Annotated in this window: 19 protein-coding genes and 6 pseudogenes; 10 read left to right on the top strand and 15 right to left on the bottom strand. The window is 39.5% G+C overall.

From position 1 onward, the window contains the following. Positions 1 to 5: 5 nt before the first annotated feature. The 6 genes and pseudogenes from WG932_RS19165 to WG932_RS19140 form a co-directional block, all read right to left on the bottom strand. Positions 6 to 290: a Crp/Fnr family transcriptional regulator gene (locus WG932_RS19165; RefSeq protein WP_483085048.1), complete on the bottom strand. Its 285-nt coding sequence runs from the start codon at positions 288 to 290 to the stop codon at positions 6 to 8. Positions 291 to 293: 3 nt separating this feature from the next. After that, a pseudogene (locus WG932_RS19160) lies at positions 294 to 398 on the bottom strand (Crp/Fnr family transcriptional regulator); the annotation flags it as partial. A 706-nt stretch (positions 399 to 1,104) separates the two neighbouring features. Continuing rightward, positions 1,105 to 2,444, bottom strand: a pseudogene (locus tag WG932_RS19155) (TIGR00366 family protein). Positions 2,445 to 3,268: 824 nt separating this feature from the next. After that, positions 3,269 to 4,015: a DUF1835 domain-containing protein gene (locus tag WG932_RS19150; RefSeq protein WP_483085047.1), complete on the bottom strand. Its 747-nt coding sequence runs from the start codon at positions 4,013 to 4,015 to the stop codon at positions 3,269 to 3,271. A 484-nt stretch (positions 4,016 to 4,499) separates the two neighbouring features. Then, positions 4,500 to 5,180: a hypothetical protein gene (locus WG932_RS19145; protein ID WP_483085046.1), complete on the bottom strand. Its 681-nt coding sequence runs from the start codon at positions 5,178 to 5,180 to the stop codon at positions 4,500 to 4,502. Positions 5,181 to 5,182: 2 nt separating this feature from the next. Beyond that, positions 5,183 to 5,686, bottom strand: coding sequence for an SGNH/GDSL hydrolase family protein (locus tag WG932_RS19140; protein ID WP_483085045.1), 504 nt, complete (start codon positions 5,684 to 5,686; stop codon positions 5,183 to 5,185). 223 nt (positions 5,687 to 5,909) lie between these two features. On the opposite strand from WG932_RS19140, the pseudogene WG932_RS19135 reads away from it, so the two are divergent. Further along, a pseudogene (locus WG932_RS19135) lies at positions 5,910 to 6,164 on the top strand (IS91 family transposase); the annotation flags it as partial. 463 nt (positions 6,165 to 6,627) lie between these two features. On the opposite strand, the gene WG932_RS19130 reads toward WG932_RS19135, so the two are convergent. The 9 genes and pseudogenes from WG932_RS19130 to WG932_RS19090 form a co-directional block, all read right to left on the bottom strand. Next, entirely contained in the window at positions 6,628 to 7,365 is a 738-nt protein-coding gene (locus tag WG932_RS19130; protein ID WP_483085044.1) for a Fic family protein, read from the bottom strand. Positions 7,366 to 7,378: 13 nt separating this feature from the next. Then, positions 7,379 to 8,176, bottom strand: coding sequence for a hypothetical protein (locus WG932_RS19125; RefSeq protein WP_483085043.1), 798 nt, complete (start codon positions 8,174 to 8,176; stop codon positions 7,379 to 7,381). A gap of 213 nt (positions 8,177 to 8,389) precedes the next feature. Then, on the bottom strand, positions 8,390 to 9,181 hold the full coding sequence (locus tag WG932_RS19120) for a hypothetical protein (protein ID WP_483085042.1): 792 nt from the start codon (positions 9,179 to 9,181) through the stop codon (positions 8,390 to 8,392). A gap of 11 nt (positions 9,182 to 9,192) precedes the next feature. After that, the gene (locus WG932_RS19115) at positions 9,193 to 9,834 is read right to left on the bottom strand and encodes a hypothetical protein (RefSeq protein WP_483085041.1); all 642 of its coding nucleotides are present in this window, start codon (positions 9,832 to 9,834) and stop codon (positions 9,193 to 9,195) included. A 107-nt stretch (positions 9,835 to 9,941) separates the two neighbouring features. After that, positions 9,942 to 10,517: a hypothetical protein gene (locus WG932_RS19110; RefSeq protein WP_483085040.1), complete on the bottom strand. Its 576-nt coding sequence runs from the start codon at positions 10,515 to 10,517 to the stop codon at positions 9,942 to 9,944. Positions 10,518 to 10,764: 247 nt separating this feature from the next. Further along, complete coding sequence (locus WG932_RS19105) at positions 10,765 to 11,235, bottom strand: GAF domain-containing protein (protein ID WP_483085039.1); 471 nt, start codon at positions 11,233 to 11,235, stop codon at positions 10,765 to 10,767. Then, a pseudogene (gene ribD / locus WG932_RS19100) lies at positions 11,228 to 12,271 on the bottom strand (bifunctional diaminohydroxyphosphoribosylaminopyrimidine deaminase/5-amino-6-(5-phosphoribosylamino)uracil reductase RibD). Before ribD ends, WG932_RS19105 begins: the two are co-directional and overlap by 8 nt. A 1-nt stretch (position 12,272) precedes the next feature. Continuing rightward, positions 12,273 to 13,142, bottom strand: coding sequence for a DUF4382 domain-containing protein (locus WG932_RS19095; protein ID WP_483085038.1), 870 nt, complete (start codon positions 13,140 to 13,142; stop codon positions 12,273 to 12,275). 187 nt (positions 13,143 to 13,329) lie between these two features. Beyond that, complete coding sequence (locus tag WG932_RS19090) at positions 13,330 to 14,190, bottom strand: carbohydrate-binding family 9-like protein (protein WP_483085037.1); 861 nt, start codon at positions 14,188 to 14,190, stop codon at positions 13,330 to 13,332. 254 nt (positions 14,191 to 14,444) lie between these two features. Here WG932_RS19090 and WG932_RS19085 point away from each other — a divergent pair, with 254 nt between their 5' ends. From WG932_RS19085 to WG932_RS19045, 9 genes and pseudogenes are all read left to right on the top strand, one after another. After that, positions 14,445 to 15,629, top strand: a complete 1,185-nt coding sequence (locus tag WG932_RS19085) for an efflux RND transporter periplasmic adaptor subunit (RefSeq protein ID WP_483088686.1) — start codon at positions 14,445 to 14,447, stop codon at positions 15,627 to 15,629. 3 nt (positions 15,630 to 15,632) lie between these two features. After that, positions 15,633 to 18,811 (top strand): annotated as a pseudogene (locus WG932_RS19080) (efflux RND transporter permease subunit). An 11-nt stretch (positions 18,812 to 18,822) separates the two neighbouring features. Continuing rightward, a complete protein-coding gene (locus tag WG932_RS19075; protein WP_483085036.1) occupies positions 18,823 to 19,803 on the top strand; it encodes a TolC family protein in 981 nt (326 codons plus the stop codon). A gap of 2 nt (positions 19,804 to 19,805) precedes the next feature. Then, a complete protein-coding gene (locus WG932_RS19070; RefSeq protein ID WP_483085035.1) occupies positions 19,806 to 20,243 on the top strand; it encodes a TolC family protein in 438 nt (145 codons plus the stop codon). Positions 20,244 to 20,293: 50 nt separating this feature from the next. Then, the gene (gene dgt / locus WG932_RS19065; RefSeq protein WP_483085034.1) at positions 20,294 to 21,037 is read left to right on the top strand and encodes a dGTP triphosphohydrolase; all 744 of its coding nucleotides are present in this window, start codon (positions 20,294 to 20,296) and stop codon (positions 21,035 to 21,037) included. Next, on the top strand, positions 20,971 to 21,621 hold the full coding sequence (locus tag WG932_RS19060) for a hypothetical protein (RefSeq protein ID WP_483085033.1): 651 nt from the start codon (positions 20,971 to 20,973) through the stop codon (positions 21,619 to 21,621). The genes dgt and WG932_RS19060 overlap by 67 nt, the downstream gene beginning before the upstream one ends. Positions 21,622 to 22,721: 1,100 nt before the next feature. Beyond that, a pseudogene (gene ileS / locus WG932_RS19055) lies at positions 22,722 to 25,413 on the top strand (isoleucine--tRNA ligase). Next, on the top strand, positions 25,370 to 26,035 hold the full coding sequence (locus tag WG932_RS19050; RefSeq protein ID WP_483085032.1) for a DUF5915 domain-containing protein: 666 nt from the start codon (positions 25,370 to 25,372) through the stop codon (positions 26,033 to 26,035). The pseudogene ileS and the gene WG932_RS19050 overlap by 44 nt, the downstream one beginning before the upstream one ends. 2 nt (positions 26,036 to 26,037) lie before the next feature. Further along, the gene (locus WG932_RS19045) at positions 26,038 to 26,679 is read left to right on the top strand and encodes a lipoprotein signal peptidase (protein ID WP_483085031.1); all 642 of its coding nucleotides are present in this window, start codon (positions 26,038 to 26,040) and stop codon (positions 26,677 to 26,679) included. Positions 26,680 to 26,759: the final 80 nt, after the last annotated feature.

Raw genomic sequence — 26,759 nt, 5'->3', positions numbered from 1 at the left:
GGAATTTATTGTGAAATTTCTTTGCGAATACGACTTAACGAATATTTAGTGATGCCCAAATAGGTAGCGATGTGTTGCTGTGAAACATTTTGAACAATGTGCGGTTTTTCCCTTAACAATCGCAAATAGCGTTCTTTTGCTTCGTCTGCAATTAATGATACACTTTGGTTTTTCAGTGCGAAATAGGAACTAACCAATCGTCTACGACCTTGTTCTCTAAAAGCTTTTATACTATGGAATAGTTGTTGGAATGCCTCAAAATCCAATTGCCAGCAAATGCAGTCTGTCAATGCCTGAATATTTTCACGGGTCGGGTTTCGCAAAAAAAACGAGGACCAATCAATAACGATGTCACTTTGACCATAAAAATTCGTTGTAATGTCATTTCCGAAGGTGTCATTGACAAAAGAACGAACGAAACCCCTTTCTAAAAACCAATAATGGTTTTCGGTTTTTCCCTTTCAGCAGGTACTCACTTTTAGAAAAATTTACTTGTTTAAATTGGCATAAAATCAATTTGAGCTCACTTTCATTGAAGTCCTTCGAGGAAAATATATCGTTTAAAAAATGTACTTCTTTCATTCTGTTTTGAGGGTTTAGTTTGCATTACCGCTAACACCACTGTATAAATTCGTAGCTGATTAAAAGTATGAAAATTTCAGTTAACTACCGCAGCAATCTACGAAGAGCTAAAAGAATAATAGCCTAAGGATAGCCATGATAATATAGAATGTTATCAGCTTTTTATTAACCGACACTTGGTGTGAAAGTATAATTGCCGTGTATTAGTGGCGTAAAATTACGCCAATGAGTTTAGAAGACGACAAATTAAATCAATCTTTAACAGAAATCTATGATTACCTCGCATCTAAGAGAACTACAACATTGGTTGAGCTCTTGTAGGAGCAATGTAAAAAACACGGAGTTTCCCAGAGTCTAGGCTTCCCCATAAATAGGATGGATCTTAATTCGAATTTATTAACTTTAAATTCAAACTGACCTCTAAGGCCCAATGTATGAATCTATAGCTTTGGATTGGGCGATTGCTTTGCACGGCCATAATTTCATACCTATGATTAAATATTATTTCTTTTTAAGAATTACTCAAATGGGTACAAAAGTGACCATAATTGCCCATCCTATGAAAAATATAAGGAAAGGTATTAATAAATAACCCATAACATCTCTAGCTTGTATCTTAATCCCTATACCCATAACTGGAAGTATTATCAATAAATAAAAAGGTTGCAATAAATTAGTTAAAGTTTCCCCGTAGGCCACTGATAAAGCTGCTCTTGCAATCATATTGTTCAATTCGGTTTCGGGCAAACCAGCACCAATTTCTTTTACGGCATTTATAATGCTAGGACCGATTACTGCAAATTCGCCACCGGCCGAGGGAATGGCAAAATTCACAAATCCACCACTAAGAAAAGCCATAAGGGGATAAGTGTCAATCGTAGCATTGGCAGACATCCATTGTGCAAGTTCTTTACCTAGTCCGGTGTGAATCATTATTCCCATTATTCCAGAAAAGGGAATTGGAAGAGTATTCCTGATATGTTAGCACTTGAATGTCGCATTGCTATTCCGTATCGTATTGGTGTCTTGTGTAAAAACATACCTAAAATGACAAAAATAAAAATCATTATGTTCAAATTGAGGTCTAGCCCATTGGAACTGAAATGAAAAATAATATATGTAAGGCCCATCAGCCCAATTGTATAGGGGAATATTGAGCTATTATTCAATCTGTCGGATACCGCCCTATATGGGAGTTTCATATTTTTAGCTTCATCCTTAATTGTTGGCTCCTTAAATTGATCCTCCGTCAATAACATCTTTTCCAGATCCAGTTCATTATGAGGTATCAGTAATCTAAATAGAATAGGGGCAAGTGCTAGAGAAAAAGTGAGAATAGATAAATTTAAGATTGATCCAAGGGTATAGGAAGTTGAAATAGTGTCAGACAAAATACCAGCTTCAATCAAGTAGTTATTTTCGGTGTTGAGTAACAGCGGAATGGAACTAGACAATCCACTTACCCAGATTCCTCCGGAGAAATAGACACAAGCAATGAGGTAGGGGTAATTGATTCCTTTTATTCGTAGGGCAAGTTCCCTAGCCAAAGCTGCTGTTATTACCATCCAGCCCCAACTTATCAAACTCAACATCAACCCAATAAACATCACGAATGGATATACCTGTTTAGGAGATTGAATAAAGTTTGTCAGCTTGTATATAATCTTCTTGATGAACGGGGAGAGTGCAATACAATATCCGCTAACCAAGATGAGAACCATTTGCATTCCAAACTCAAGAAGCATCCAAAAACCGGCGTACCATGCTTGAATAGTCTCTAAGGCAGAAGACTTTGCCCATATCATTGCTACAATGCTAGTAATAATTGTCAATGCAAGTGCAAATACAAAAGCATCAGGCATATATTTCCTGAACTGCCTTGTTAACCTTTCTCCTAATTCAGTTACCATATTTTGAAGGTCACTTACTGCTATCTAAGCTATGAAATTACACCTAATGGTTAGTGTAATAAATGTACCGTATATTGTTAAAAAGAATTTATTTTAATTCAAAGTATAACTAAATATAATTATTTTTATTTTATAAAAAAGCATAAATACCAAATTTTATATTTTATATATTTGTTAAAATTCAGTTATCAAAATAAAGCGCTCTATTTTTTTTATACGTTAAGTGTGCCCAGCATGTGCAGCTGTTTTCGATGATACCAAATTATTCCGGAGGGTGAAAACCTGTAGCGAAGTGGGGGGATAGCCAGGAACATATAAAATGCACAGTATAGGCTTCGGAATTGCTAAGAAACAATGCTTTATGTCAAACCGGTTAAGTGGTAATAGAAGTGAAAGGAAAGTCTGCTTTCTTGCTTAAAAGGTGCCCTTCTTGCAAAACAAGAGAAAGCATACGCTTGCATGTTTTGACCAACGGTGGCACCAGCCAATTGGTTTAATAAAATCAGGAAGCAAAATAAAAAGCGCCAGTTAGCTTAATGGGGCAGGTATGATCTAATGGCAAAAACAGTCTAAAATTCACTCCAAAACCGATTACCTATTGAATAATAGCGACTAAAGCAAAGAACCCTAGGTCAAAGAACAATTTAAAATCAGTAAATTTTCAATCTCCCACCGCAAAAAAACAAAAGAAGAAAATCATTCCTCATAGTAAACCAAGTTTCCAAAATCGAAAAATGCGCCCTGAGAATGGTCCCTGAGTCTGTCGAAGGGAGTTATTAGCGATTGTTTATTATTTGATCAAAAAGGCTTTTCACTTGTAAGTCACCAAACCCGTAAATGCTCTCCCTATTACTAAATTCTTTAAATACTGGTTTAAATTCTTCCGTTTCAAGTTCTTTCATTATTGAGAGCAAAGATTGAATTGGTCTACCAGGAGTTCCACCGTTTGGTTTGCGCTCAATATGTGCTTTAACCGCATTAAGGATAAACGGGTAAACGGGTTCTAATTCCATCGCTGTGTTCATCAATTTTTCCATGTTATCATTCTGATAGGATTCCCAGAGACTTGTAATTTTTTCAAGTTCAATCAAAATGCTCTTGTTCTTATAAATGAAATTCAATTCAGAATAGCTCAATCCTCCAAAACCAAATTGATTATGTGATTTGGGTCTAATAAGATAAACGTTGGTGGTACTAATATTATTAGTTATAAGATGTGAAACAAACCAAAAGTTTACTTGACAAAATAAATCATCTTCAAACCAAAGATTAATATCTGAATCGTAATTTATATTTTTTTTTTTTTGGAACTCAGAAACCACTTTTTCATAATAGCCTTGCTCGGTTCCGCCATAACTCTGACTAAGAAATTTGGCTCTGGACGCAAACAATTCCTCTAGGTTGTTTCCTTTCACATTCCCTTCTACAAAACATTCTCGAGCTACAATGATTTCTCCATCAATGTTTTCAGGAAACTTTTGTCTAAGTGAATCTCCGTTTAATATGTGGTATTGTTTTCTCATTCTTTAATAATCGCTAACGTTTATGTATATAAGCTGTGGCGTGTGTTGGCACGAACCTCTCCAAATAAAAACTGATTTTGGAAAATCCGCACGATTTTCCAAGTAGGACTGACCAAGCCATAGCTTATATATGGTGTTGAACGAATCCTCCTAAGGCAGGAAGCCGGCTTTATTGCTTTTCTTCCTACAATAGACTTATCGTTAATATTCAACACTTTAAGCTATTAAATAAAAGCAATTTAACAGTGAAAAAGCCTGTGAAAATGTGTCAGGCTATGATTTACAGCTCAAAAGGCTCCAAAGTTACTCAAACATTGCCGTCTTCATAATATTTATCCACCGACCAATTATTGGTGTTTCCTTAACATATTATCAGTTGATTAATCAGACAATGTTCCATTCAGAAATATATGTGAAAAAATCAATTCGTTTTTATCATATTTCTCAGGATTGGTGTCAAAGTCTGCTTTTCTACTGTCATTATTCAATGAATTTCTTCTTTTTCTTCAAGAGTTAAAGGTTGACCGGATGGATAAATTTTCACAATATGCTTCTTCGTTTCACTCAATTTCACAAACCTTGACTGCTTTCTATAATAAGAACAATAACCATCCCAGTTAGCAAACTCTTTTTTTACTCCATCGACCTCAATAATATACCTTCCTCCTGTTGGGCCGACTAATATATCTAAACCCATTTCATTTCCTATAAAGGAAAATTGGTAAGTAGAGCTAGTGTCTTGAGAAACAAAATAGGGATTTTCTATTGGGTTAAATTTGTCGAGATAGCTTAACTGTCCGGTTGAATCAACATAATCGTAATTTTTTGATTGCATTACTTTACCTTTAATCATCGTAGTATTTTCATAATTGTCGGTATTCAATACAGGCTTTAAAAGATGTTCTTTTACACCTCTCAACATATCTATCTTCAATAAACATTTTGCTAAAATATCCTTATAAACTTCGTGTCCGAAATCTGTTGGATGAACTTTGTCTGCTGTAAAAACGTACTGCCCAGAACTGTTTAAGAAGGTCGTTTTGTCATAATCGCTGTCATACCAAACAACAGAATCTGATTCAATCCTATTATAAGTTTGAGGAGTCAATAAAACAGATGGTATGTCATAATATGACGCTATTGAATCATGTTTAGTCGCAGACATATTCATTTTACCGTTTTCACAGTCAGATAATGAAGCTGCATTAACTGTATAAACGAAGCAAATATCTGTATATGGATTTTTTGACCATATTTTACGCACCATTCCTTCCATGCTTTTTCTACATCAGAGGAACTTGCACCGCCATCATTCACTGCAAATTCGATGAATATCAGGTCAAAATCAGACTTACTCAGTAAATGTTCATCAATTCTAAACACTCCATACTTAGAGTTAGTACCTCCAATGGCGGCACTATAGCTGAACAAGTCATTTATGGAGTATTGCTCTTCCAGCCAAGATACTATTTTAGGTCGCCAACCATTTGCTGCAGTGATACTTCCTCCTATAAATCCAATTTTAACGTCTTGTTTTGAATTTATCTTATCAAAGAAATTAGGTAGACCTTGTCTTGGTGAAAATTCAGTTGTGTCTTTTAACTCCCACTGAGCAAAACATTGTAAAGAGATTATCCATATAATACTAGATAGTATAAGTTTGCTTTTCATATTCTTGATTATTTAAATAATTTACTTTGCCTAATGTCAGTACTGTTGTCCTTGCCCAGTAGCGTAGCGCATGATAGCCTATTTTATTAATACCTATAAAGATAATAATAAGAAGCAAAGAATCAGTAACCCTTCATCTAACCAAACCCTGTTTATTACAGGGCGGGCTAATAAGTTTTTCTTCGTCCTACTTACCTTGTATTTTCTACAAAGGTGCTATAGGGTACCCAAGGGTTTTACCCGGATCAGACATTATGGAATCCTAGCCAGTGCCTTCAAGGCCACACATAAGGTCAATATCGACAGTCAGATCGGTCAGGTCGTAATAGAAGTAGGAGAAAAACCGGCTTCCCTGTTCAGAAAGTGTTCCTATTGCAAAACCGGAGAAAGCATACTCTGGCATGCTTTGATCAAGGAACCACCAGCCAACTGGTTTAACAAAATCAGAAAGCAAAATAAAAAGCACCGGTTAGCTTAATGGGACAGGTATGTCCAAAAGGGAAAAACCACCTAACAATCACACTTGAATCATCATAAAAGTGGCTTTAGCACCCCAAAAAAAACACCATAAAGGAAGACCTGTAATTACCTATTTTTTTCATCCTCCAACCATTAAAAAATAAAACAGGGAAAACCATTCCCCATAGTAAACCAAGTTTCCAATACCCTGAACTAATCCCTGAGCTTGTGGTCCCTGAGCACGGTCCCTGAGCCTGTCGAAGGGTGTCGAAGGGTCGAAGGGGTCAAAGGGCCAGCCGTCAGAATGCTTAGTTATTGTGTAGCGTTTTAATTTCTTGTTTTAGTTCAGAAGGGACTTTTATCTACCATGTTTCTGTTTCGTCCCAGAGTTCGATAATCTCTTTGGCTAATTTTTATAAACATCAATGCTACGTTTGGCTAAACTGCCTTTTAATGCAGTTTAGGTTTTATTGGGCTTTCGTTTATTTATTGCTTTTTTCAAAAATGGACTGAAAGCTCTCTTCAATTGCTGAAAGTTCTTCATCGGTGATTTCGTCAAACTCGTTCTGTCTTTTATTCTTTGATAACCTACCTTTATTCTGATTTAGCAACTTGATTAATAAATCCACTTTGGTGTCTGGCAAAGACAAATAATTGTTTATATATTTAGTCATCCGATCATATTTTTCTAAATAATCCAGTTCTGCTGGTATTATTTTCTCGATGGTTTCTTCTACGCATTCGTATAAAAATTCTACCTGTTTGGTTAGGTCGAAATAACGATATATATCAATTGTGTCATTAAGAATTCTAACATTGTGATCTGCTGTTGGTTCCCATTCTACTAATTCTATTCTTTGAGATGAGTATGACGCTAGAATTGACTGGTATTCGTCAATCCGGTTTAGAATGGCTGCTGATACGGGAAAAATCATCCCCCTTTTAGTATACCCCATTCGAGTCAATATATGATGAATCAGGTATCTGTGTATGCGGCCATTGCCATCAGAGAAAGGGTGAATAAATACAAATCCAAATGCTATTGTTGCCGCTGCTAAAACCGGATCGTAACTTGAGTCTTGCAGCAATATATTTGTGTCTAATAGCCCTTTCATCAAAGATGGTAAATCTTTAGACTTTGCTGATATATGGTCAGGTAGTGGGGAAAAAGTATCACGATCATGCTCTCCGATAAAGCCTTCTTGCGTTCTTAGTCCCATGTTCTTCAGTTTTTTAGTTCCAATTACTACGTCTTGTAGCCTTTCTAATTCTTCTATTGTTAGCTGTTTTTTCCTGATTGTCCAATTGCTTTGCCCCAGTTTCTTGCTCTAAGATTTGGGGGTATTCTCCTTCGATGGCAAAGGAGGCTTTTGAGTCTTTTAATAACAGAAATGCAGCAGTTCTTTTAATGAGATCTTTATCCCTACCATCTAAGCCTTTTTCGATTGAACCAGATAAATTTTTAGCTATAAAGCTTTCGATTTTATCAGTTTTATTAATCATGGGACAAAACGCTGGTGTACCTGGTAAATTATTTTTTATTCGGTGTCGGGTCGAATTAATTGAAGAACTCGTGAACTGTAGTTTGGGATTGACTATTTCGACATAAGTTCCTGTCTTTAAATCTGGTATATCAAGTACTTCATCCATTAGCCATTCATAGAGGAACCATACTCTCCTGCTATACTGACTGGTGGGCTCTTTCTTTATCATGTGGAGAACGGGCTCCTTACCTGTGTGCGCAAAAAACTTTTTTAGAATGTATAAATCTATTCCTTCGTACTTTATTGCAAAAGTTAAGTGACTGGTTAAATCACTATCAGGTTTGTGTCTGATTGTAAATACCTGCCATTGTTCGGTATTGTACCGTTGATGTTTTTCAGTAACAATAGCAAGTCTGTCAGGTAAAGGAACATTTACCCCATTTTCTTCTATAATAGTTGCTAATAATGCGTACCCAGCAAGAAATCCAGGTTCTGGAGTAGGTTTTCCATGAAATGCAGTTACTTGTTGTGAAAAATAATTACTCATTATACTTTTCTATGAAATACGATTATAAATATAGCATGAAAAATAATTACTTTTCATGAATTATAATTATTAATTCGTTTATTTCATGAAATACGATTACAATTGTATGAGTGAAAATTGGATTGAAGCCCAACGCCTATGTATGAATCTGTAGCTTTGGTTTTGTGTGCTTGGCTTGCGCGGCTATGATTTCATACATAATGTTATGGCAAGTTAATTATTAAAATAGGTCGATTTACATTGTTCAGTGACTTCACTCTTCATTTTACCATCGTTGTTATCACGTTCTTTGTTAACCAGTCCCATTTCCTGAAGTTTGCTAGTTCTTCTTCCTACCATTTGATGTGTTGTGTCGATAAGTGAAGAAATTTCACCTGCCCTCATTTTTTTATCTTCGTAATTGAGTGTCGCAATTATTTCAAGTTCAACTGGTTCCAGCATTATTTCTCGATCCAGTTTTTCAACCTCTTCTTGGAAATCATCAGATAGGTTGACAATACGGCAAGTTCCTTCCATGCATTCGGGACATTTCCACTTGAATAATTCTATGCTTTGCTTCATCTCCATAGGATGACAATGACCGCATGAGTTACATTTAATAGTCTGTTTACTAGACAGAAATTGGTGTATAGCTCTTGAAAATTCAAAACAGCGTTGAACAAAATAATTTCGATATTCTCTACCTTCTGGATATCCCCAATTCATTCTTTCACTCTCGCATAAACCTAAGAATAGAGCGTAAACGATTACGTCGCTTCCTGATTTATCTCTTGTATATTTATATCTGGACAAGAAAAAGTTACTTTCAAGTGAAGCGAAAACATCTTCTAGCTCTGGGCTTACAATAAAATGACTTGTTTGCGGATTACCACCTAAATTAGAGAAGTAATTTCCTCCAATTTCTTTTTCAATAATTCTTCTTCTTACCGTTCGACATTCTTCTACTATACATTTTAGGAGTTGACTTTGGTTGTATCTGTCCAGTTTATTTTCAAATGGCTCCAATGCGAAGCGGTTCAATCTGTCAAAATATTTGGAAATTGTATTTTCATAATACTTTTTGAAGCAAGCCGGATGGATGTCAGGTTAATTTTTTGGTCTTTTGATATTCTATCAAGGAAGAGGATATGCAATAAATGTCCCATAATTCGAGGAACATTGAAAGACGCCCTGAACATCATCTTAATAATGTCATCAAGGTTGTTGGTGTTTAATTCCAAATAATCTTCAATATTCTCCCCAAAAGCGGTAAATCGATGGCTCAAAAGACGCTTTGTATAATCTAGAGCAGATCTTTCCATTTCTTGGACCTCATTAGATTCATATAAATCCGAGAAGTCAAGACCGATAGTATCTACCTTGCTTGGGTCTATTTTTCCATAATATACCCTTCCTGGATAGGCTGCAATTTTGAGCTTAACGTTTTCATTGCTGGAATTATTTAATGGGGATAAGATAACATCTACAAATAGTCTTTGGTCGGTAAAATTAAGTTCAGAGAAATCGTCAAAAAACGCAACCAAACGTAACATTCCTGATTCGGACAGTAATGTTTGAATTTCATCTAATATTTCATTGAATGGAAAAGATCGAAGCACTACATCAGAGTACTCTTGATAAGTGTCCTTATCGTCCAATGTTCTATCAAAGTCTGACAATGAATTTTCAAAATTACCACCAACAGAAGCCTTCTCTAAGCTAACGCTCGCATTTAATCCTATCGCTTGAGAGTTTGTATGTGATTTTTCCGATTGAGCTCGATTTTTTAATTGATTTGTGATTTTTGAAGAATTGGAATTTCATGGGATTCAAGTTTAGCATTTTTTACCCGATCGCCTAAGTCAGCCAATGAAGACTTAAGATCTTCATATTGTTTCTTTTTACCACTCCATCGATCGAGTAGTGTAAGTTTATCACAACTCTTGGACGTTTCTTCTAATAAATCAGATATAACCTTTCCAAGCATTATCTTGCGAAGCATATGCGATCGGTATGTTACAACTGATATATCTAGCTTTTCAAGCTCAATGTCAGGAATCCCAACTTCATTTAGAACATCATAAATTGACTTTACATCAATGTATGCTGAGATTACTTTTTTCTGTTCTCTTAATACACTCTGGGCCTTTGCAAATACAGTACTCTTTCCGGTGCCTTTTCGTCCAAGTATAAATGTGGTATTACTTGAAAGTACTGATTTCAGAACAGCTTCTCCAGGTAAAGGGTCAACATACAACGCCTCAACGGGTTTGGATCCAATTTCACTTTCAAAATCTTTCAATTCAGCTCTTCGATATGCTCTGAGAGATTCTGCTATTTTGGAAAATTTATCTAAGTTCATTAGCGATGATTATTTGCCATAACAATTGTATATAAACAAGTTTAGGGGAGGAGTTACGTATATATCGACTATGTACCCAGCTACTTTGCTCTGTTTCTCCCTGTCAAATTAAGGATTTCGGACAAGGAATCTAAGAGAGAAACTACATTTTTATTATAAACAGCTAAAATAAGACATGTAAATCCCATTTAAAATGGAAATACTGATCCTAAAACCATCTTAAAAAATTCAATAAAAGAGTCACCTTCTATAAGTATCCCACCATCTCCTCCAAGAACTTCTGATCCACTGCATCAAAAGCGTCTAGCTGATCGGAATCAATATCCAGCACAGCGATAATCTCCTTTCCTTTGGATACGGGCACTACTATTTCTGATTGAGAGGAGGCGCTGCAGGCAATATGTCCCGGAAAAGCATTGACATCCGGTACAAGCTGCGTTTCACCGGTTTCCCAGGCTTTGCCACATACGCCTTTTCCTTTTTGGATCCGGGTACAGGCTACCGGTCCCTGGAAAGGGCCCAAAACCAATTCACCCTTTTTGATTATATAAAAACCCACCCAAAAAAAGCCAAAAGCCTCCTTTAGCACCGCAGCCATATTGGCCATATTGGCGACCAAATCTTCCTCTCCGGAAAGCAAGGCTTTAACTTGTGGCAGAAGGGCTTGGTATATTTCCTCCTTGTTGGCATTTTTCGGCAGGCTAATTTCCTCAGACATGGTGCTTATAAACGGTTAATAAATCCTCTTTAATCGGGTAATGGGCCTCAGGTATGCAGCTTAGTATAGGAGCAGGAATCCCCAATCCAAATTTGGCATTCCCGGTAAATACCCTGGCCTCATCCCATAAATCATTTGCGATAAAATCTCCCAAAACAGCTGCTCCCCCTTCCACAATCAAACTCTGAATGTTTCTGGCATAAAGGTCTGCTACAATTGCTTTGGCATCAATGGAGACATCCATTTTTGCCCATTCGGTCTTTCCGACTGTTTTATTGAGTTGGTGATTGTAGATGATGGTGTCTTGCTTCCCATCAAACAAATGCAAACTTTCTTCTAATTTCAACTCTTTGTCTACCACTAGCCTCAATGGATCTTTGCCATGCCAATCTCTGGCATTCAGCCGGGGGTTGTCATAGCGGGCGGTATTGGTGCCTACCAAAATGGCATCTTCTTCTGTTCGCCAACGGTGTACTTGCTGCCTGCTTAGCGAATTGCTGATCCACTTGCTGTCAAAGTTGGTTCGCGCCACAAAGCCGTCTTTTGTCTGGGCCCACTTTAGAATTATATAGGGACGCTTTTTTCCATCTGGGTGAAAAAACGCACATTTTGATTTCTAACCTCCTGTTCAAGAATTCCGGTAGTTACCCCTATTCCTGCTTGCTCCAACTTCTGAATTCCTTTTTTCTACCAATGGATTGCTGTCCACGGCGGCAATGATGACCTCCTTCAATTGATACTTGACAATTAAGTCTGCACATGGAGGAGTTTTTCCGAAATGTACACAGGGTTCCAAGCTTACATAGAGTGTGGCCTCTTTTAATAGAGATTTGTCCTTTACAGAAGCAATGGCATTAACCTCTGCATGGGCTTCCCCATATTTTTGATGATACCCTTCGCCAATAATCAAGCCATTGTGTACAATCACACAGCCCACCATTGGGTTTGGACTCACGCTTCCCCTTCCCAATTCTGCCAATTCTATTGCTCTTAGCATGTATTTGATATGCACACTCTCTGTATTCACTTTGGCCATTTTATTCGGATGAGGTGATTTCTTGTAAGGTGATCGATTCCAGAGATAAGGTACTGTCAGGGTAAGTCATAAGATTAAAAGTAGTGTCCACATATCCACTGGGAGCCTCTATTTTGAAAAGGTATTCATCTTCAGGTAAACCGCTGAGAAAGAAACCGCCATCATCAGAGGTAAGTGTACTAAAGGTGTCTGTTGCTGATATAGCAAAAACATGAGGAGCAATATCGACAGGTAGGATCGTGCCTGCGATTTCCGATAAGCCGTTGCTAACAAAAGCCCTGAAATGGGGTACAAAAACATAATCACCATTTTGGTCAGCTACTACAGATTGTATCAGGTCAAGATCCAATATGATGTCATAAGAGTAGCCACTTTCAATAGTAATGTCCAGGTCCAGTTCCAGAAGTTCTTCTATATCAGGAGTCATGCTCATGTCTATTCGCTCCTCATCTTTGATCAAGTAGACCTCTTCGCCTAGGAGAAATCTGATTTTAGAAATATTACCGGATTGTAATTCTGTTCGGCCCACGAGCAGCTGGGTTTCGTCGATCAAGGCACTGACAAGCACCATATTGCTGGCCGCTTGATAGGGGATACTGACCCAGTTGGCATTGTCCTCACTTCCCCGACTTCCTGCAGGCAGGATTTCCACGCCTTCCACTTCCACCCATACTTCATCAAAGTCTCCGGGTGCATCAATCAGCAAGATATTTACCAAGGATCGGGTCTCGGAAGGTTCAGTGCAGCCTGTGAATAGCGCACCAAAAAGGACAAGCAGGAACAAATAAATTGTGTTTTTTATCATAAGATGAGATTTGCCATGGTTTGAATGAATACCTCCTTGTGCGGGTTTGACATTTATTTTTTCCAAATCTTACTGTCTTCAGTGATATGCCAGTATTCACCATTGGAAACAGACGGACTGGAAATTTTAAACCAAGATTGGGTGGCTTCAATTTCCACCTTGGTTAGGCTAGTATCAACGTTTAATTCAGATAAATTGTTGGTATACCGTCCATTTCCTGCAAAAAACTTCTTTTCTGCATCATAGATTTTCCTCAGCTCATTTTTGATTTTTTCATTGGGATCAACTTGAAAAGCCTGCTTTCCCTCCCCAACAATGATCTTCGAAAACTGTAAATATCCCCAACGTTCCGGAAGGTGCATATTGATTGGACCCATGGGTGACCAAACCCAATTGTCTTCAGGAAATGATTTACCGGTTTTGGGATTAATAATTTTTTATACCCATTGGAATTGGGTGCAATTTGCCATTGAACCCTCGAAAAATTAATGCGCCATTGTTCACCATCAGCCGGGGCTTTATAGGATGGGCCGGATTGGGAAAGGCTTTTCCAAGGGATGGCCATTTCTATGGACCAATAGTCGTCTAAATCTGTAGGATCATTGATGGTTCCACTCAGGTGGATGGCATATTCTAGATCGTTGATATTCCATCCATTGATTGGTTTACCACCGTTTTTGTAAGGCTTGGTCAAAAGTAAGTCCCAGAGTGTCCCCAAGGCATTGACCTCAATTTCATAATAGTTGTGGGTGTCTCCATCAGGATCTATAAACACTTCTATGTCATTCTCATGAAAGATGACGGATTCTCTTTCAGTATAAGTGGCCCAGATGTTTTTTTCATATAATTTGACCCCTATGTATAAATATTCTTGATCCCAAAGCATTTTCATTTGGGTCAGTTGATTGGGAGTGGGCAAGTCAGGGCCTTGAATATCCAAAAAGGGCTCGGACCAATCTGCGGCTTGCCATGCGGATTCATTTAGTTGGCCATCTACTATGGGCTTTTCCGAAACTTGATAGGCTACGTAACTTCTAGGTTGGGGGATTTCCTGAGAGATTGCGTGAAATTGTAAGCTTAAAAGGGCTAGTAATGTTAGTGGTCGTTTGAACATATTTTTGACATTAAATTGCTGCAAATATACAATAAGTAATAGAATGAACAGGCTTAGATGAGGCGTTAATCAATGAATGAGGATGCAGGCTTACTTATCCATGATATTGCCCGTTGAAAACCTGTAAAAGTTACTTTGGCAAAATCTATCTGGTTTTCATCAAAATTATTGTATTATTTGTTGTTGCTTTAAAGTGTAAATTGTACATCTGCTTTAAAGATTGAATAAAAGTAAAACTAGTGTTGGCAACGAATATGAGCAAAATAAAATTAAATAAAATCGGAATTTTCGTCTTTTTTATTCCGGTGATTTTCATTTTTTCATGTAATAGTGAAAATAATGCCGGTAAGAAGGTACAAGAAATCAAGGAGTTTCCGGTAATAGAAGTGGTGGCATCAGACACCATATTACACAGAGATTATGTGGCAGATATCAAAGCGATACAAAACGTGGAGTTAAGGGCTCGGGTACAGGGATTTCTGGAAAAAGTTAATGTGGATGAAGGCCAGGAGGTTAAGAAAGGTCAAATTCTCTTCAAAACCAACGAGCAAGAGTATAAAGCGGAACTAGCCAAAGCCAAGGCAAATCTTGAAAGTGCCAAAGCTGAAGCCAAGGTGATCGAATTTGAGGTGGAGCGATTGAAAATCATGGTGGACAATAATGTAATCTCAGCGTCAGAATTGAACCTCACCAAGGCAAAATACGATGCTGTATTGGCCAAAATTGAGGAAGCAAAATCTGCCATGGACAATGCTGCAGTGCAGCTTTCGTATACCAATATCAGAGCTCCTTTTGATGGGATCATTGATAGAATACCTTTAAAAACCGGTAGTTTGGTAGACCAAGGAAGCTTGTTTACCACTGTTTCTAACATTAGTTCCGTCCATGTCTATTTCAATGTATCAGAAAAGGAATATTTGGAATATATCAAATCAAAGGATGAAACTACAGAAAACAATGTGGTCCAATTGGTGCTTGCCGATGGCGCTCCATATCCTTATGAGGGAATTATTGAAACCATGCAAGGAGAATTCAATGCCAATACCGGTTCCATAGCCTTTAGGGCCTTGTTTCCCAACCCCAGTAAAATCTTGAAACATGGGGCTACGGGCAAGATTATTCTAACCAATAAAATCAGAAATGCCATCATTATCCCTCAGAAGGCAGTATTTGAAATTCAAGACAGAAGCTTTGTTTATATAGTGAAGGCAGACAATCAGGTGGAAATGCGTAGCATTATTCCGAGAGCAAGGTTTTCCCATTATTATATTATAGAGTCAGGTTTGGAAGAGGGTGAGCGTCTTGTTTTTGAAGGTATCCAAAATGTCAAGGATGGCATGACCATTCAGCCGAAAATGATCGCAGGAGAAACCGAAATCCCTGTGTCTAAAAATGACGATACCATTGCAGAAGTAATGCCTACCAGTACAGAAAAATAAGCTATGTTTGATTTATTTATAAAAAGGCCGGTTTTATCGCTGGTGATATCCCTTTTCTTTGTGTTACTGGGATTGTTATCTTTTTTACTTTGCCGGTAGAACTTTTCCCGGATATTGCCCCTCCATCTGTATCCATTCGTGCCAAATACAGGGGAGCGAATGCAGAAGTGGCAGCCAAGACAGTGGCTACTCCTCTTGAAAAAGTAATCAATGGTGTGCCGGGAATGACTTACATGACCTCCGTAAGTAGTAATAGGGGTACAGTAGTCATCAAAGTGTATTTTCAAGCCGGCGTTGATCCGGATCTGGCAGCGGTAGAGATTCAGAATAGGGTTTCTACGGTGGTCAATGACCTGCCGGAAATTGTTACCAAAGCCGGGGTAACGGTGGAAAAGCAAGTGGAAGGCTTGCTCATGTACATCAATGTGGCCAGTGAGGACCCTTCATTAGACGAAGCCTTTATCTATAATTTCACAGATCTCAATGTGCTTCAAGAACTGCAGCGGGTGGATGGTGTAGGCCTTGCCGAAATCATGAGTACCAAGGATTACTCCATGAGGATTTGGCTCAAGCCTGACCGCATGACGGCTTATAAAGTGGCCACAGATGATGTTATCGCAGCCATCAATAATCAGAATGTGGAGGCAGCTCCCGGTCAGTTAGGGATCAGCTCCGGTAAAGACATGCAAATGTTACAGTATGTCCTTAAATACACCGGGAAATTTTATGAACCCAAACAATATGAAAACTTGGTCATCAGGGCCAATCCTGATGGATCTATTTTAAGGTTAAAAGACATTGCGGATGTAGAATTTGGAAACCTTAATTACGGTAGGATTGCCAAAATGGACGGTAAGCCTGCCGCCTCTGTGATGGTTATTCAGCGTCCCGGATCCAATGCCAGTGAGGTCATTGCCAATGTCAAAGAGAAAATTGAACAAATTAAGCAGGACAACTTCCCTTCAGGGATGGATTATAAAATATCCTATGATGTGTCCAGGTTTTTGGATGCTTCCATTCATGAGGTATTGGTGACTTTGGTAGAAGCATTTATTCTTGTTTTTATTGTGGTGTTTATTTTCCTTCAGGATTTTCGCTCCACCCTTATCCCTACACTTGCAGTGCCGGTAGCCCTGATCGGGACCTTGTTTTTTATGCAGTGGTTGGGCTTTTCTATCAACCTGCTCACTTTATTTGCACTGGTATTGGCCATAGGGATAGTGGTGGATAATGCCATTGTGGTGGTGGAAGCTGTCCATGCCAAAATGGAGAAGGAAGGGCTGGCGCCGCGGGCGGCAACATTCGCCGCCATGAAAGAGATCAGTGGGGCCATTATTGCCATTACCATGGTGATGTCTGCAGTATTTGTACCGGTGGCATTTATGTCAGGGCCTGTCGGGGTCTTTTATAGACAGTTTTCCTTGACCTTGGCCATAGCCATCTTTATTTCCGGAGTCAATGCACTGACATTAACCCCTGCACTTTGTGCGATCTTGCTTCAAAATCACTATGGAGAAGAAAAGAAACAAACTTTGTTGCAGCGTTTCTTCAATGGTTTCAACCATTATTACAATTTCTTTGAAAATAAATACCTACAATATGTCACCTTCTTGGTGCCTCGAAAAGGAGTTACAACACTTATATTGCTCTTTTTCTTTGTGGCCACTTGGGGTGTAAGTAAAATCCTGCCAACAGGCTTTATTCCTACAGAGGATCAAAGCATGGTGTATGTCAATGTAACCACTCCTGTTGGTGCAACAGTAGAAAGAACTGAAAAGGTTTTGGATGAATTGATTCATAAACTGGAAGGAAATGAGGCGGTAGCTTCTGTTTCCAGTTTGGCAGGTTACTCACTTGGAAATGGTCTTTCCGGCGCCTCTTATGGGATGGCAATGGTCAACTTGAAATCATGGGATGAGAGGAAGGACCTGCCCATTCAGCAGACCTTGGATGAATTTGAAAAACTAGGTGAGGAAATTTCTGATGCGAAAATTAGTTTCTTCTTACCTCCCACAGTTTCCGGTTTTGGTAACTCCAGTGGATTTCAGATGAAAGTTCTTGACCAAACAGGGACAGGTAATCTGGAGCGTTTGTCCACAGTTACCAATGATTTGGTCGAAGAGCTGATGGCCAGCCCTGAGATAGGATTTGCGTATACCGACTTTGACCCTACTTTTCCTCAATTTCTTATCAGGATTGATCAGGATCAGGCAGCGAAAAATGGGGTGACCATAGCCAAAGCCCTAGGCACCATGCAGGTATTATTAGGTGGGCAATTCGTTTCTGATTTTGTCCGCTTTGAGCAGATGTATGATGTGATGTTACAAGCCGGGCCGGAATACCGAGCCAAGCCCGAAGATGTAATGGCCCTTCAAGTGAAAAATAATGTGGGAGAAATGGTGCCCATCTCCTCGTTCCTGACCATGGAAAAAGCCTACGGACCGGAGCAGTTAACCAGATTCAATATGTACAATTCAGCTACAGTAAAAGGTTCCGCTGCTCCTGGGTACAGTAGTGGAGATGTGATTGCAGCCATTGAAAGAGTAACAGCCGAAAAACTGCCACAAGGATATAATCATGATTGGTATGGCATGTCCAGAGAAGAGGTGACCTCAGGAAATCAGGCCATCGTTATTTTCTTGATCTGTTTGTTGTTTGTCTATTTAATTCTTTCCGCTCAATATGAAAGTTTCCTTTTACCACTTCCGGTAATTTTATCCCTTCCGGTGGGAGTATTTGGAGCCTTCATTTCTCTATACTTATTGGGCTTGCAAAACAATATCTATGCACAAGTAGCATTGATCATGCTCATTGGTCTATTAGGTAAAAATGCCATATTGATTGTGGAATTTGCCATACAGAAAAGAGAAGCAGGGCATTCTGTGATACAAGCCGCTGTGGAAGGATCTGTGACCAGACTACGGCCTATACTAATGACTTCCTTTGCCTTTATAGCAGGATTGTTGCCTTTGGCAATGGCCACAGGTGCCGGAGCATTGGGTAACCGATCCATTGGTACGGCTGCTGCTGGGGGAATGTTAATCGGGACCATATTCGGATTGATCATCATTCCTGGACTGTATGTGATTTTCGCTCATTTTACTTTCCAAAAAGTGGAAGAAAATGAAAAGCCAACTTCAGAAAAGAAAGATAACACTCAAGTATCTTTTTCAAATAATTGAACAAATACTCCATGTTTTTAAAAAATAAATTGATCCTTCGTCTTTCCATAGGCATCCTAGCGATGGTATCGGTGTTTGCCTGTAAAAGTATTGAGGCTCCGGTGATGCCTGAAATGGAGCCACTTCCCGAAACCTTTTTAGATATAGAGGATTCTGCCAGTATTGGTGACATTTCTTGGGAGGAGTTCTTCAATGATCCAAATTTGGTAAGCCTAATCGAAACAGGGCTTGAGAATAACTTGGATATCCTTACAGCTTTAGAGAGAATAGAGATTGCTAGGTCTCAGTATAGAATTACTAAAGGGCAAATGTATCCTACCTTAAATGGGATGGTCCGTTACCGATCCGGTGATATTCGCCCCAACTTGTTTAGTGGCACCATCAATGGTGACAGAAATGTTGTCAACAGAACTGAGAATAATTTCATAGGCTTTCAGAGTACTTGGGAAATTGATATTTGGGGAAAAGTAAAAAATAGAAAGGAAGCAGATTACGAAAAATTTCTAGCTACAGGTATGGGGAGACACCTGGTGGTCACCGATATGGTGGCTGAGATTTCAAGAATTTATTATCAATTGTTGGGCTTAGACATTCAGCTCGAAACCATCAATAGAAATATTGAGTACCAAGAGATGGCCTTGGAGCTGATTAAAATTCAGAAAATGGCCGGTAGGGCTACAGAGTTGGCTGTGCAGCAATTTTCTGCCCAGTTGCTCTCTACAAAAAGTCTTTCATATGAGAAGCAACAGGAGATCATTGAAACGGAAAATAGGCTTAACTTTATAATTGGCCGGTTTCCTCAACCTATTGAAAGGGCCTCTTCATTGTTGGAAATCAAACTTCCCTATGGGATGGAAGCCGGTTTGCCATCAGACATGTTGCTTCGAAGACCTGATATCCGTCAAGCGGAACATGAGCTGAGGGCAAGTAATTTTAATGTAGAGGCAGCTAGAAAAGAGTTTTTACCTTCCTTAAGTCTAACCCCTATGTAGGATTGAATGATGAGAGTCTTCCGGCTGCGTTGGAAATGCCCGGTGGCTTGACCATTGGAATATTGGGTGGTTTGACAGCCCCAATATTTGCTCAAAACCGTATCAGAGCGGGTTACGATCAATCCATAGCCTCCAATAAAATTGCCTTATACAATTATCAAAAGCGCATATTGGATGGTTACCAAGAAGTGTCAAGTAAACTTCAGCGTGTGGGAAATCTAAGAAATATTTACAGCCTCAGAGATGAAGAAACAGCAGTCTTGCTCAATGCAGTTTCTACGGCCAACGAATTATTCCGTGGTGGATATGCTACTTATTTGGAGGTGATTACGGCTCAATCAAGAGTTCTGGAGGCAGAGCTGGACAAGACCAATACAAGGATTGAAATGTTCCTCACTGTAGTGGATCTTTACCGTGCATTGGGAGGTGGTTGGAAATAGTCCGGCCATTTCTTTTTACCTAAGGCTACACTTCGTATTTTTGAAGTGCTATGATGAATTGGGAAAAACTACTATTGCCCGAAGGGTTAAAGCCTTCGGATACGGATCTTCAGAGAAGTCAATTTGAGCGGGATTTTGATCGAATAATTTTTTCCGCTCCTTTTCGAAATCTTCAGGATAAAACCCAGGTTTTTCCCCTTCCTGAAAATGATTTTGTGCACACCAGGCTTACCCATAGTCTGGAAGTTTCCAGTGTGGGCCGCTCATTGGGCAAGTCTACCGGAAAGTTTTTGTTAGACAAGTACCCTGCCTTGGCATCGAAGAAATTGCAGCCTTTTGACATAGGAGGGATTGTGGCAACAGCGGCTTTGGCCCATGATATTGGCAATCCGCCTTTTGGACATGCCGGAGAGGAGGCAATTTCAGATTTCTTTAAGTTTCATACCACCGGCAAACTTTGGCAACAAAAGTGTTCGGAAAATGAATGGGAAGATCTCACCAACTTTGAGGGAAATGCCCAAGGGTTTCGCATGTTGGTGGACAAAGGAAATGGGATGAATATCTCTCCCGCTACGCTGGCGGCATTTACCAAATATCCCAGACCGGCTTGGAGCAAGGCTACTGGTGAGAAGAGAAGAAGCCAGAAGAAGTTTGGGTTTTATACTAGTAACATTACAGATTATGAGCATCTTGCAAAGGGGATGGGCATTCCCAAATTGGCGGAAAATTGCTGGATGAGGCATCCTTTGGCTTTTTGGTGGAGGCTGCAGATGATATCTGCTACAGTATCATAGATCTGGAAGATGGTTGTACCCTCGGCTTGGTTTCTTTGGAAGAAACGATCTCTCTAATGGCTGGGATAATAGGAGATCGATACGATCCGGAGAAACTTCAAAAATACAGCAGCCCAAAACAAAAACTAGCCATTATGCGCGCCATGGCCATCAGCCGGTTAATTCAGGAAACCTCTGCTGTTTTTGAGGAAAAAGAAGTCGATATCTTAAGTGGGAAGTTTGACCAAGCACTAACTGAAATTATCCCTTCCGCCGAAAATCTGGAGGCCATCACTTCACTCTCGGTTAAAAAAATATATAGGTCCCAGCCTGTGCTGGAAAAGGAGGCTGCCGGATACCAAGTACTGGAAGGCTTGTTGGCTACATTTTCGGAAGCCTTGTTTCATTTTCATTTTTCTAAAGAAAAGTTTTCAGGGCACAATAAGAGCATTTTACGCTTGCTTCCAGAAGAGCTGGAACTTCAAAAATCTAGGGATGCCTATGCCCTAATGAGAGGCCTGTTGGATTTTATTTCCGGAATGACAGACAAACATGCCCTCTCACTTTACCGGCGAGTAAAAGGGATCACCATTCCCGGTACCTGAGTTTTGTGTAAGAGAAATTGGAAATCAGGAATGAACTCGTAAGTCCTAAAAAACCAAACTCCCCCTTTTCTTCAAAGGGGAACTAAGGGGATTCCTTCGTAAACACTCAAATATAAGATGCTGAAAAATAGGGGCCTACTAAAATAATTCCCCTAGCCCCCTTCAAAGATGGATCAAAAGGGATTTGTTGAAGAACTGGAATCCCTAAATAAATCGAATTCGTAGGTTAGATTTTGGCGACATTGTTGCAGAAAAGGCGCAACAATGTCGCCAAAATCAAGATCGAGTAGGTATCCCTGACCACGGGCTTCACCCGTGGCTATTATATTTTCAGCCCTTCAGGCTTCTCCATTTCTTTCAGGTAGGCTATAATCGAAATCCGATATTAATTATAGTGTAATTGATAGATACGTCTTCAGAAAAAAAGGGATAACAATCTAAGAATATTCACTATTCCAAAATTTGCTTAAAACCCTATTTTCCGTGACTCCTGTATTAAGAGGGAGTTGCAAGAAATGGTATTTTAGTGTTGAATGGTTAGAATTTATGTGGGCCATAGAAATGATAAATCAGGTACGTACGCGTAAATGCCCGAAAAACCAAACTCCCCCTTTATTTCAATGGGGGACAAAGGTTGATTTTTTCGTAAACATTCTAAAATAATAGCTTAAGAATAATACTTTTCGACACTGTCGGCACAAACACTTCTTCCATTATCGGCGGTTGAGCGGAGTCGAAGCCATAGGAATAGATGTCTGTTTTACATACTCTGAATTTGCTTAACATCTCTAAGAAACAAGGACACAATTCAATAATTAATAAGGCTATTTACCCAGCTCAAAAGCAATAACTTGAACAAAGGCCCTATTTAAAACTGCCAAATAAGTGTTTATCTTAGCCTCAGTAGGCCAAGTGCATAGATTTTCTTCAATTGCCATACATATACCCCTGTTTTCTATTAACTTTACGGCTTCGTTTTGGACAGATTACAAATGTCCTAAAAATTAAGACGCATCAACACACAGATAATATTTTCTAATTACAGTGAAGAAATATCAGGAGTTTAAACAGGTAGATTATCCCAAAATAGGGAGGACGTATTGGCTTTTTGGAAAAACAATGCCGTTTTTGAAAAATCCATTAGCAATAGGGAGGGAGCACCTGCCTATACCTTTTATGAAGGTCCACCTTCAGCCAATGGAACCCCGGGGATTCACCATGTAATGGCAAGGGCAATTAAAGATGTCTTTTGCCGTTATAAAACACTTAAAGGATTTCAAGTAAAAAGAAAGGGAGGTTGGGATACCCACGGTTTGCCTGTAGAGTTACAGGTAGAAAAGGAGCTGGGAATCACCAAGGAAGATATTGGAAAAAAATCTCTGTAGAAGAATACAATCAAAAATGTAGGGAAACCGTCATGCGTTACAAACATGAATGGGACAACCTTACGGAGCAAATCGGCTATTGGGTAGACCTGGATGATCCTTACATCACTTTTGATGTGAAGTATGTAGAAGTCTATGGCATTTGCTTAAAAAGCTTTACGAAAAAGACTTGATTTACAAGGGCTATACCATACAGCCCTATTCACCGGCTGCAGGTACAGGGCTAAGTTCACATGAACTTAATCAGCCGGGAAGTTACCGAGATGTAAAAGACACATCTATCACTGCACAGTTTAAGGTAAAAGGTGAGGATGACCTTTATATTTTGGCATGGACTACCACGCCTTGGACCCTGCCTTCCAATTCAGCCCTTGCCATCGGGGAGAAGTTGGATTATGTAAAGGTCAAAACATTTAACCCTTACACCTACGAACCCCAGACCGTACTATTGGCCAAGGCCAGGATGTCGGCCTATTTTAATCCTAAAGGAGCTAAGGTAGATTTGGATGCTTATCAACCCGGAGACAAGGTTATTCCTTATCAAATTGTGGGAGAAATTAAGGGGAAGGATTTGATAGGAATGAAATATGAACAATTGTTTCCTATCGAAGAATTGGCACTTCCTGAACCTGCATTTACCGTGATTTCGGCAGATTATGTGACCACTGAAGATGGTACCGGAATTGTTCATTTGGCCAAGGCCTTTGGTGCAGATGATTTCAGAACGCTTGCACAGCAAAATGTTCCGGGGATATTTTTGAAAGATGAAAAAGGTATGGAAATACCTATTGTGGATAAAAAAGGAAAGTTCCTTCCTGTGGTGGGTGAGTATTTGCTTTCCAAAATTGAAGAGCATGAAATCCCCGTACACAAGACCTTTGGTGTAGATGACTTTTATGTTAAAAATTATAGTCACGATGATGAAAGTGACAAGGCTTACAAGAGCACAGATGTCATTATTTCCATCATTCTGAAAAATGAAAACAAGGCCTTTAAAGTAGAGAAGTACGAGCACAGCTACCCACATTGCTGGCGTACGGACATGCCTATATTGTATTATCCACTGGAAAGCTGGTTTATCAAAACTACTGCCTATAAAGACAAGCTGGTAGCTTTTAATAAGACCATCAATTGGAAGCCTGAATCTACCGGAACCGGAAGGTTTGGTAATTGGCTGGAGAATCTTGTGGACTGGAACCTTAGTCGCTCAAGGTTTTGGGGAACACCTTTACCTATCTGGAGAAATAAGGAGGGCACCCAAACAAGGTGTATCGGTTCGGTGGCAGAATTGGAAGCAGCCATAGAAGAATCAGTAGCCAAAGGATACATGAAAGAATCTCCATACAAAGGCAAAGAGGTGGATCTTCACCGACCTTTTGTTGATGATATCGTATTGGTAGCAGAAAATGGGGATAAGATGTTCCGTGAGCCGGATCTGATCGATGTTTGGTTTGATTCCGGAGCCATGCCTTATGCCCAGTGGCATTATCCTTTTGAAAATGACGAAATCTTTAAGGCCAATTATCCTGCCGATTTTATCGCAGAAGGCGTAGACCAAACAAGAGGATGGTTTTTTACCCTTCATACCTTAGCCGTAATGTTGTTTGATAGCGTGGCTTTCAAAAACGTTATTGCCAATGGCTTGGTGCTGGACAAAAATGGCAACAAGATGTCCAAACGTCTGGGCAACGCAGTGGATCCATTCAAAACACTTAAGGAATTTGGACCTGATGCCTTGCGTTGGTACATGCTGAGCAATGCCAACCCTTGGGACAACCTGAAGTTTAACAAAGAAGGCGTAGTGGAGGTGCAACGAAGATTTTTCGGAACCCTTCAAAACACCTACAATTTCTTTGCCTTATATGCCAATTTGGATGCCTTCGCATATGATGCATCAAACAAAATACCCGTTAACGAGCGGCCCGAACTGGATCGATGGATACTTTCCAAGCTGCAATCGCTAATCAAGGAAACAGAGACCGCCTACGAAAATTATGACATCACGCCGGCTTCCAGGGCCATTATGAATTTTACCGTGGATCAATTGTCCAATTGGTATGTTCGGTTGGCAAGGAAACGTTTCTGGCGTGGAGACATGAATGCAGACAAGCAGGCTGCCTATGAGACCTTGTATGAATGCTTGGAAGTCATTGCCCGCTTGATGTCTCCTGTAGCACCATTTTATGCAGATTGGTTGTTTCAGAATCTTACTGCAAGCTTGGATACCAAAGCGTTGTCTGTGCATTTGACAGATTGGAAACCATCCGATGAAGGATTGATTAACCTGTCTTTGGAAAACAGCATGCAGCTGGCACAGGACATCTCATCTTTGGTACATTCCTTAAGAAAAAGAAAGATTAAAGGTGAGGCAGCCACTTCAGAAAGTGCTTATACCGGTATTGAATGAAGAAACCAAAGCCTTGATTGCCCATGTAGAGGACCTCATTAAATCAGAGGTTAATATAAAATCAATTGAATACATAGATGATACTTCTGACATTTTGGTAAAGAGTGTCAAGCCGAATTTTGCTCTTTTGGGTAAGCGTTTTGGTCCTAAAATGAAGGCTGTCAACCAACTCATTCAGCAATGGGGCAAAGAAGAAATCGCTCAAATTGAGAAGGAAGGTCAAGTGGAAATCAGTATTGATGGAGAAGCTGCCACCTTGAAATTGGAAGAAGTATTGATCCAATCTCAGGATATTCCGGGTTGGTCCGTTGCAACGGACAATGGCATCACTGTGGCCTTGGATGTTACTTTAAGCACCGAGTTGAAGGAAGAAGGTATTGCCAGGGATTTTGTCAACAGAATCCAGAACCTGCGTAAGGACATGGGGCTTGAAGTACAGGATAAGATCCAAATTCAGATCGCTCCTTTGAATGAAACTGTGGACAATGCTTTGTTGAATTTCTCCGACTATATTAAAACTGAGACACAAGCATTAGCGTTAACCCTAGATGGGGCAAGTAATAATTCCACCGTATTGGACATGGATGAGTTTGAACTCGCCGTTAAAGTAGAGAAAGTATAAATATGAAATATTGGAAGTATTTTGGCATCACCTTACTGGTGATCGTTATTGATCAGGCAGTGAAGATGATGGTCCATTACGGAATGGATTTTGGGACGGCGGGACAGATCAAAGTTTTTGGTGATTGGTTCAAGTTACATTATACCACCAATCCGGGAATGGCATTTGGCATGCAATTAGGTTCCGAATATGGGAAACTTTTGCTGACCAGTTTTCGCTTGGTAGCCATGTTTGGTATAGGTTATTATTTGTATTCCCTCATCACTAAAAAAGCACATCCCGGATACATTGTATGTATTGCCATGATTCTCGGTGGAGCAATAGGCAATCTTATAGACAGTGTGTTTTATGGTGTGTGGCTTGGAAATGCCCCTTTTGATTCGGCTACGCCTTGGTTTCATGGACAGGTAGTCGACATGTTTTACATTGACATTTGGGAAGGCTTTGTACCGGAGTGGATTCCAATCTTTGGTGGAGGCTACACAGCCCTATGGCCAATATTCAATATAGCCGATGCTTCCATTTTTGTAGGTGTAGGCATCATCCTTATTTTCCAGAAACGTTTCTTTGATGAAGAAAATGAGGAGCATGAAGAAAAAGAAGAAGAGGACCAAGTTCAAAAACAGTTTATTGACGAGAAGTAAATTACCATAATCGATCGATCCATAGATCAAAAAAAGCGGTAATTATCCATAGGGATATTTACCGCTTTTTTTATGTTTGG

Source organism: Cyclobacterium sp. SOCE241 (genome assembly GCF_056867545.1).
This window is presented reverse-complemented; position numbering and strand designations above follow the sequence as displayed.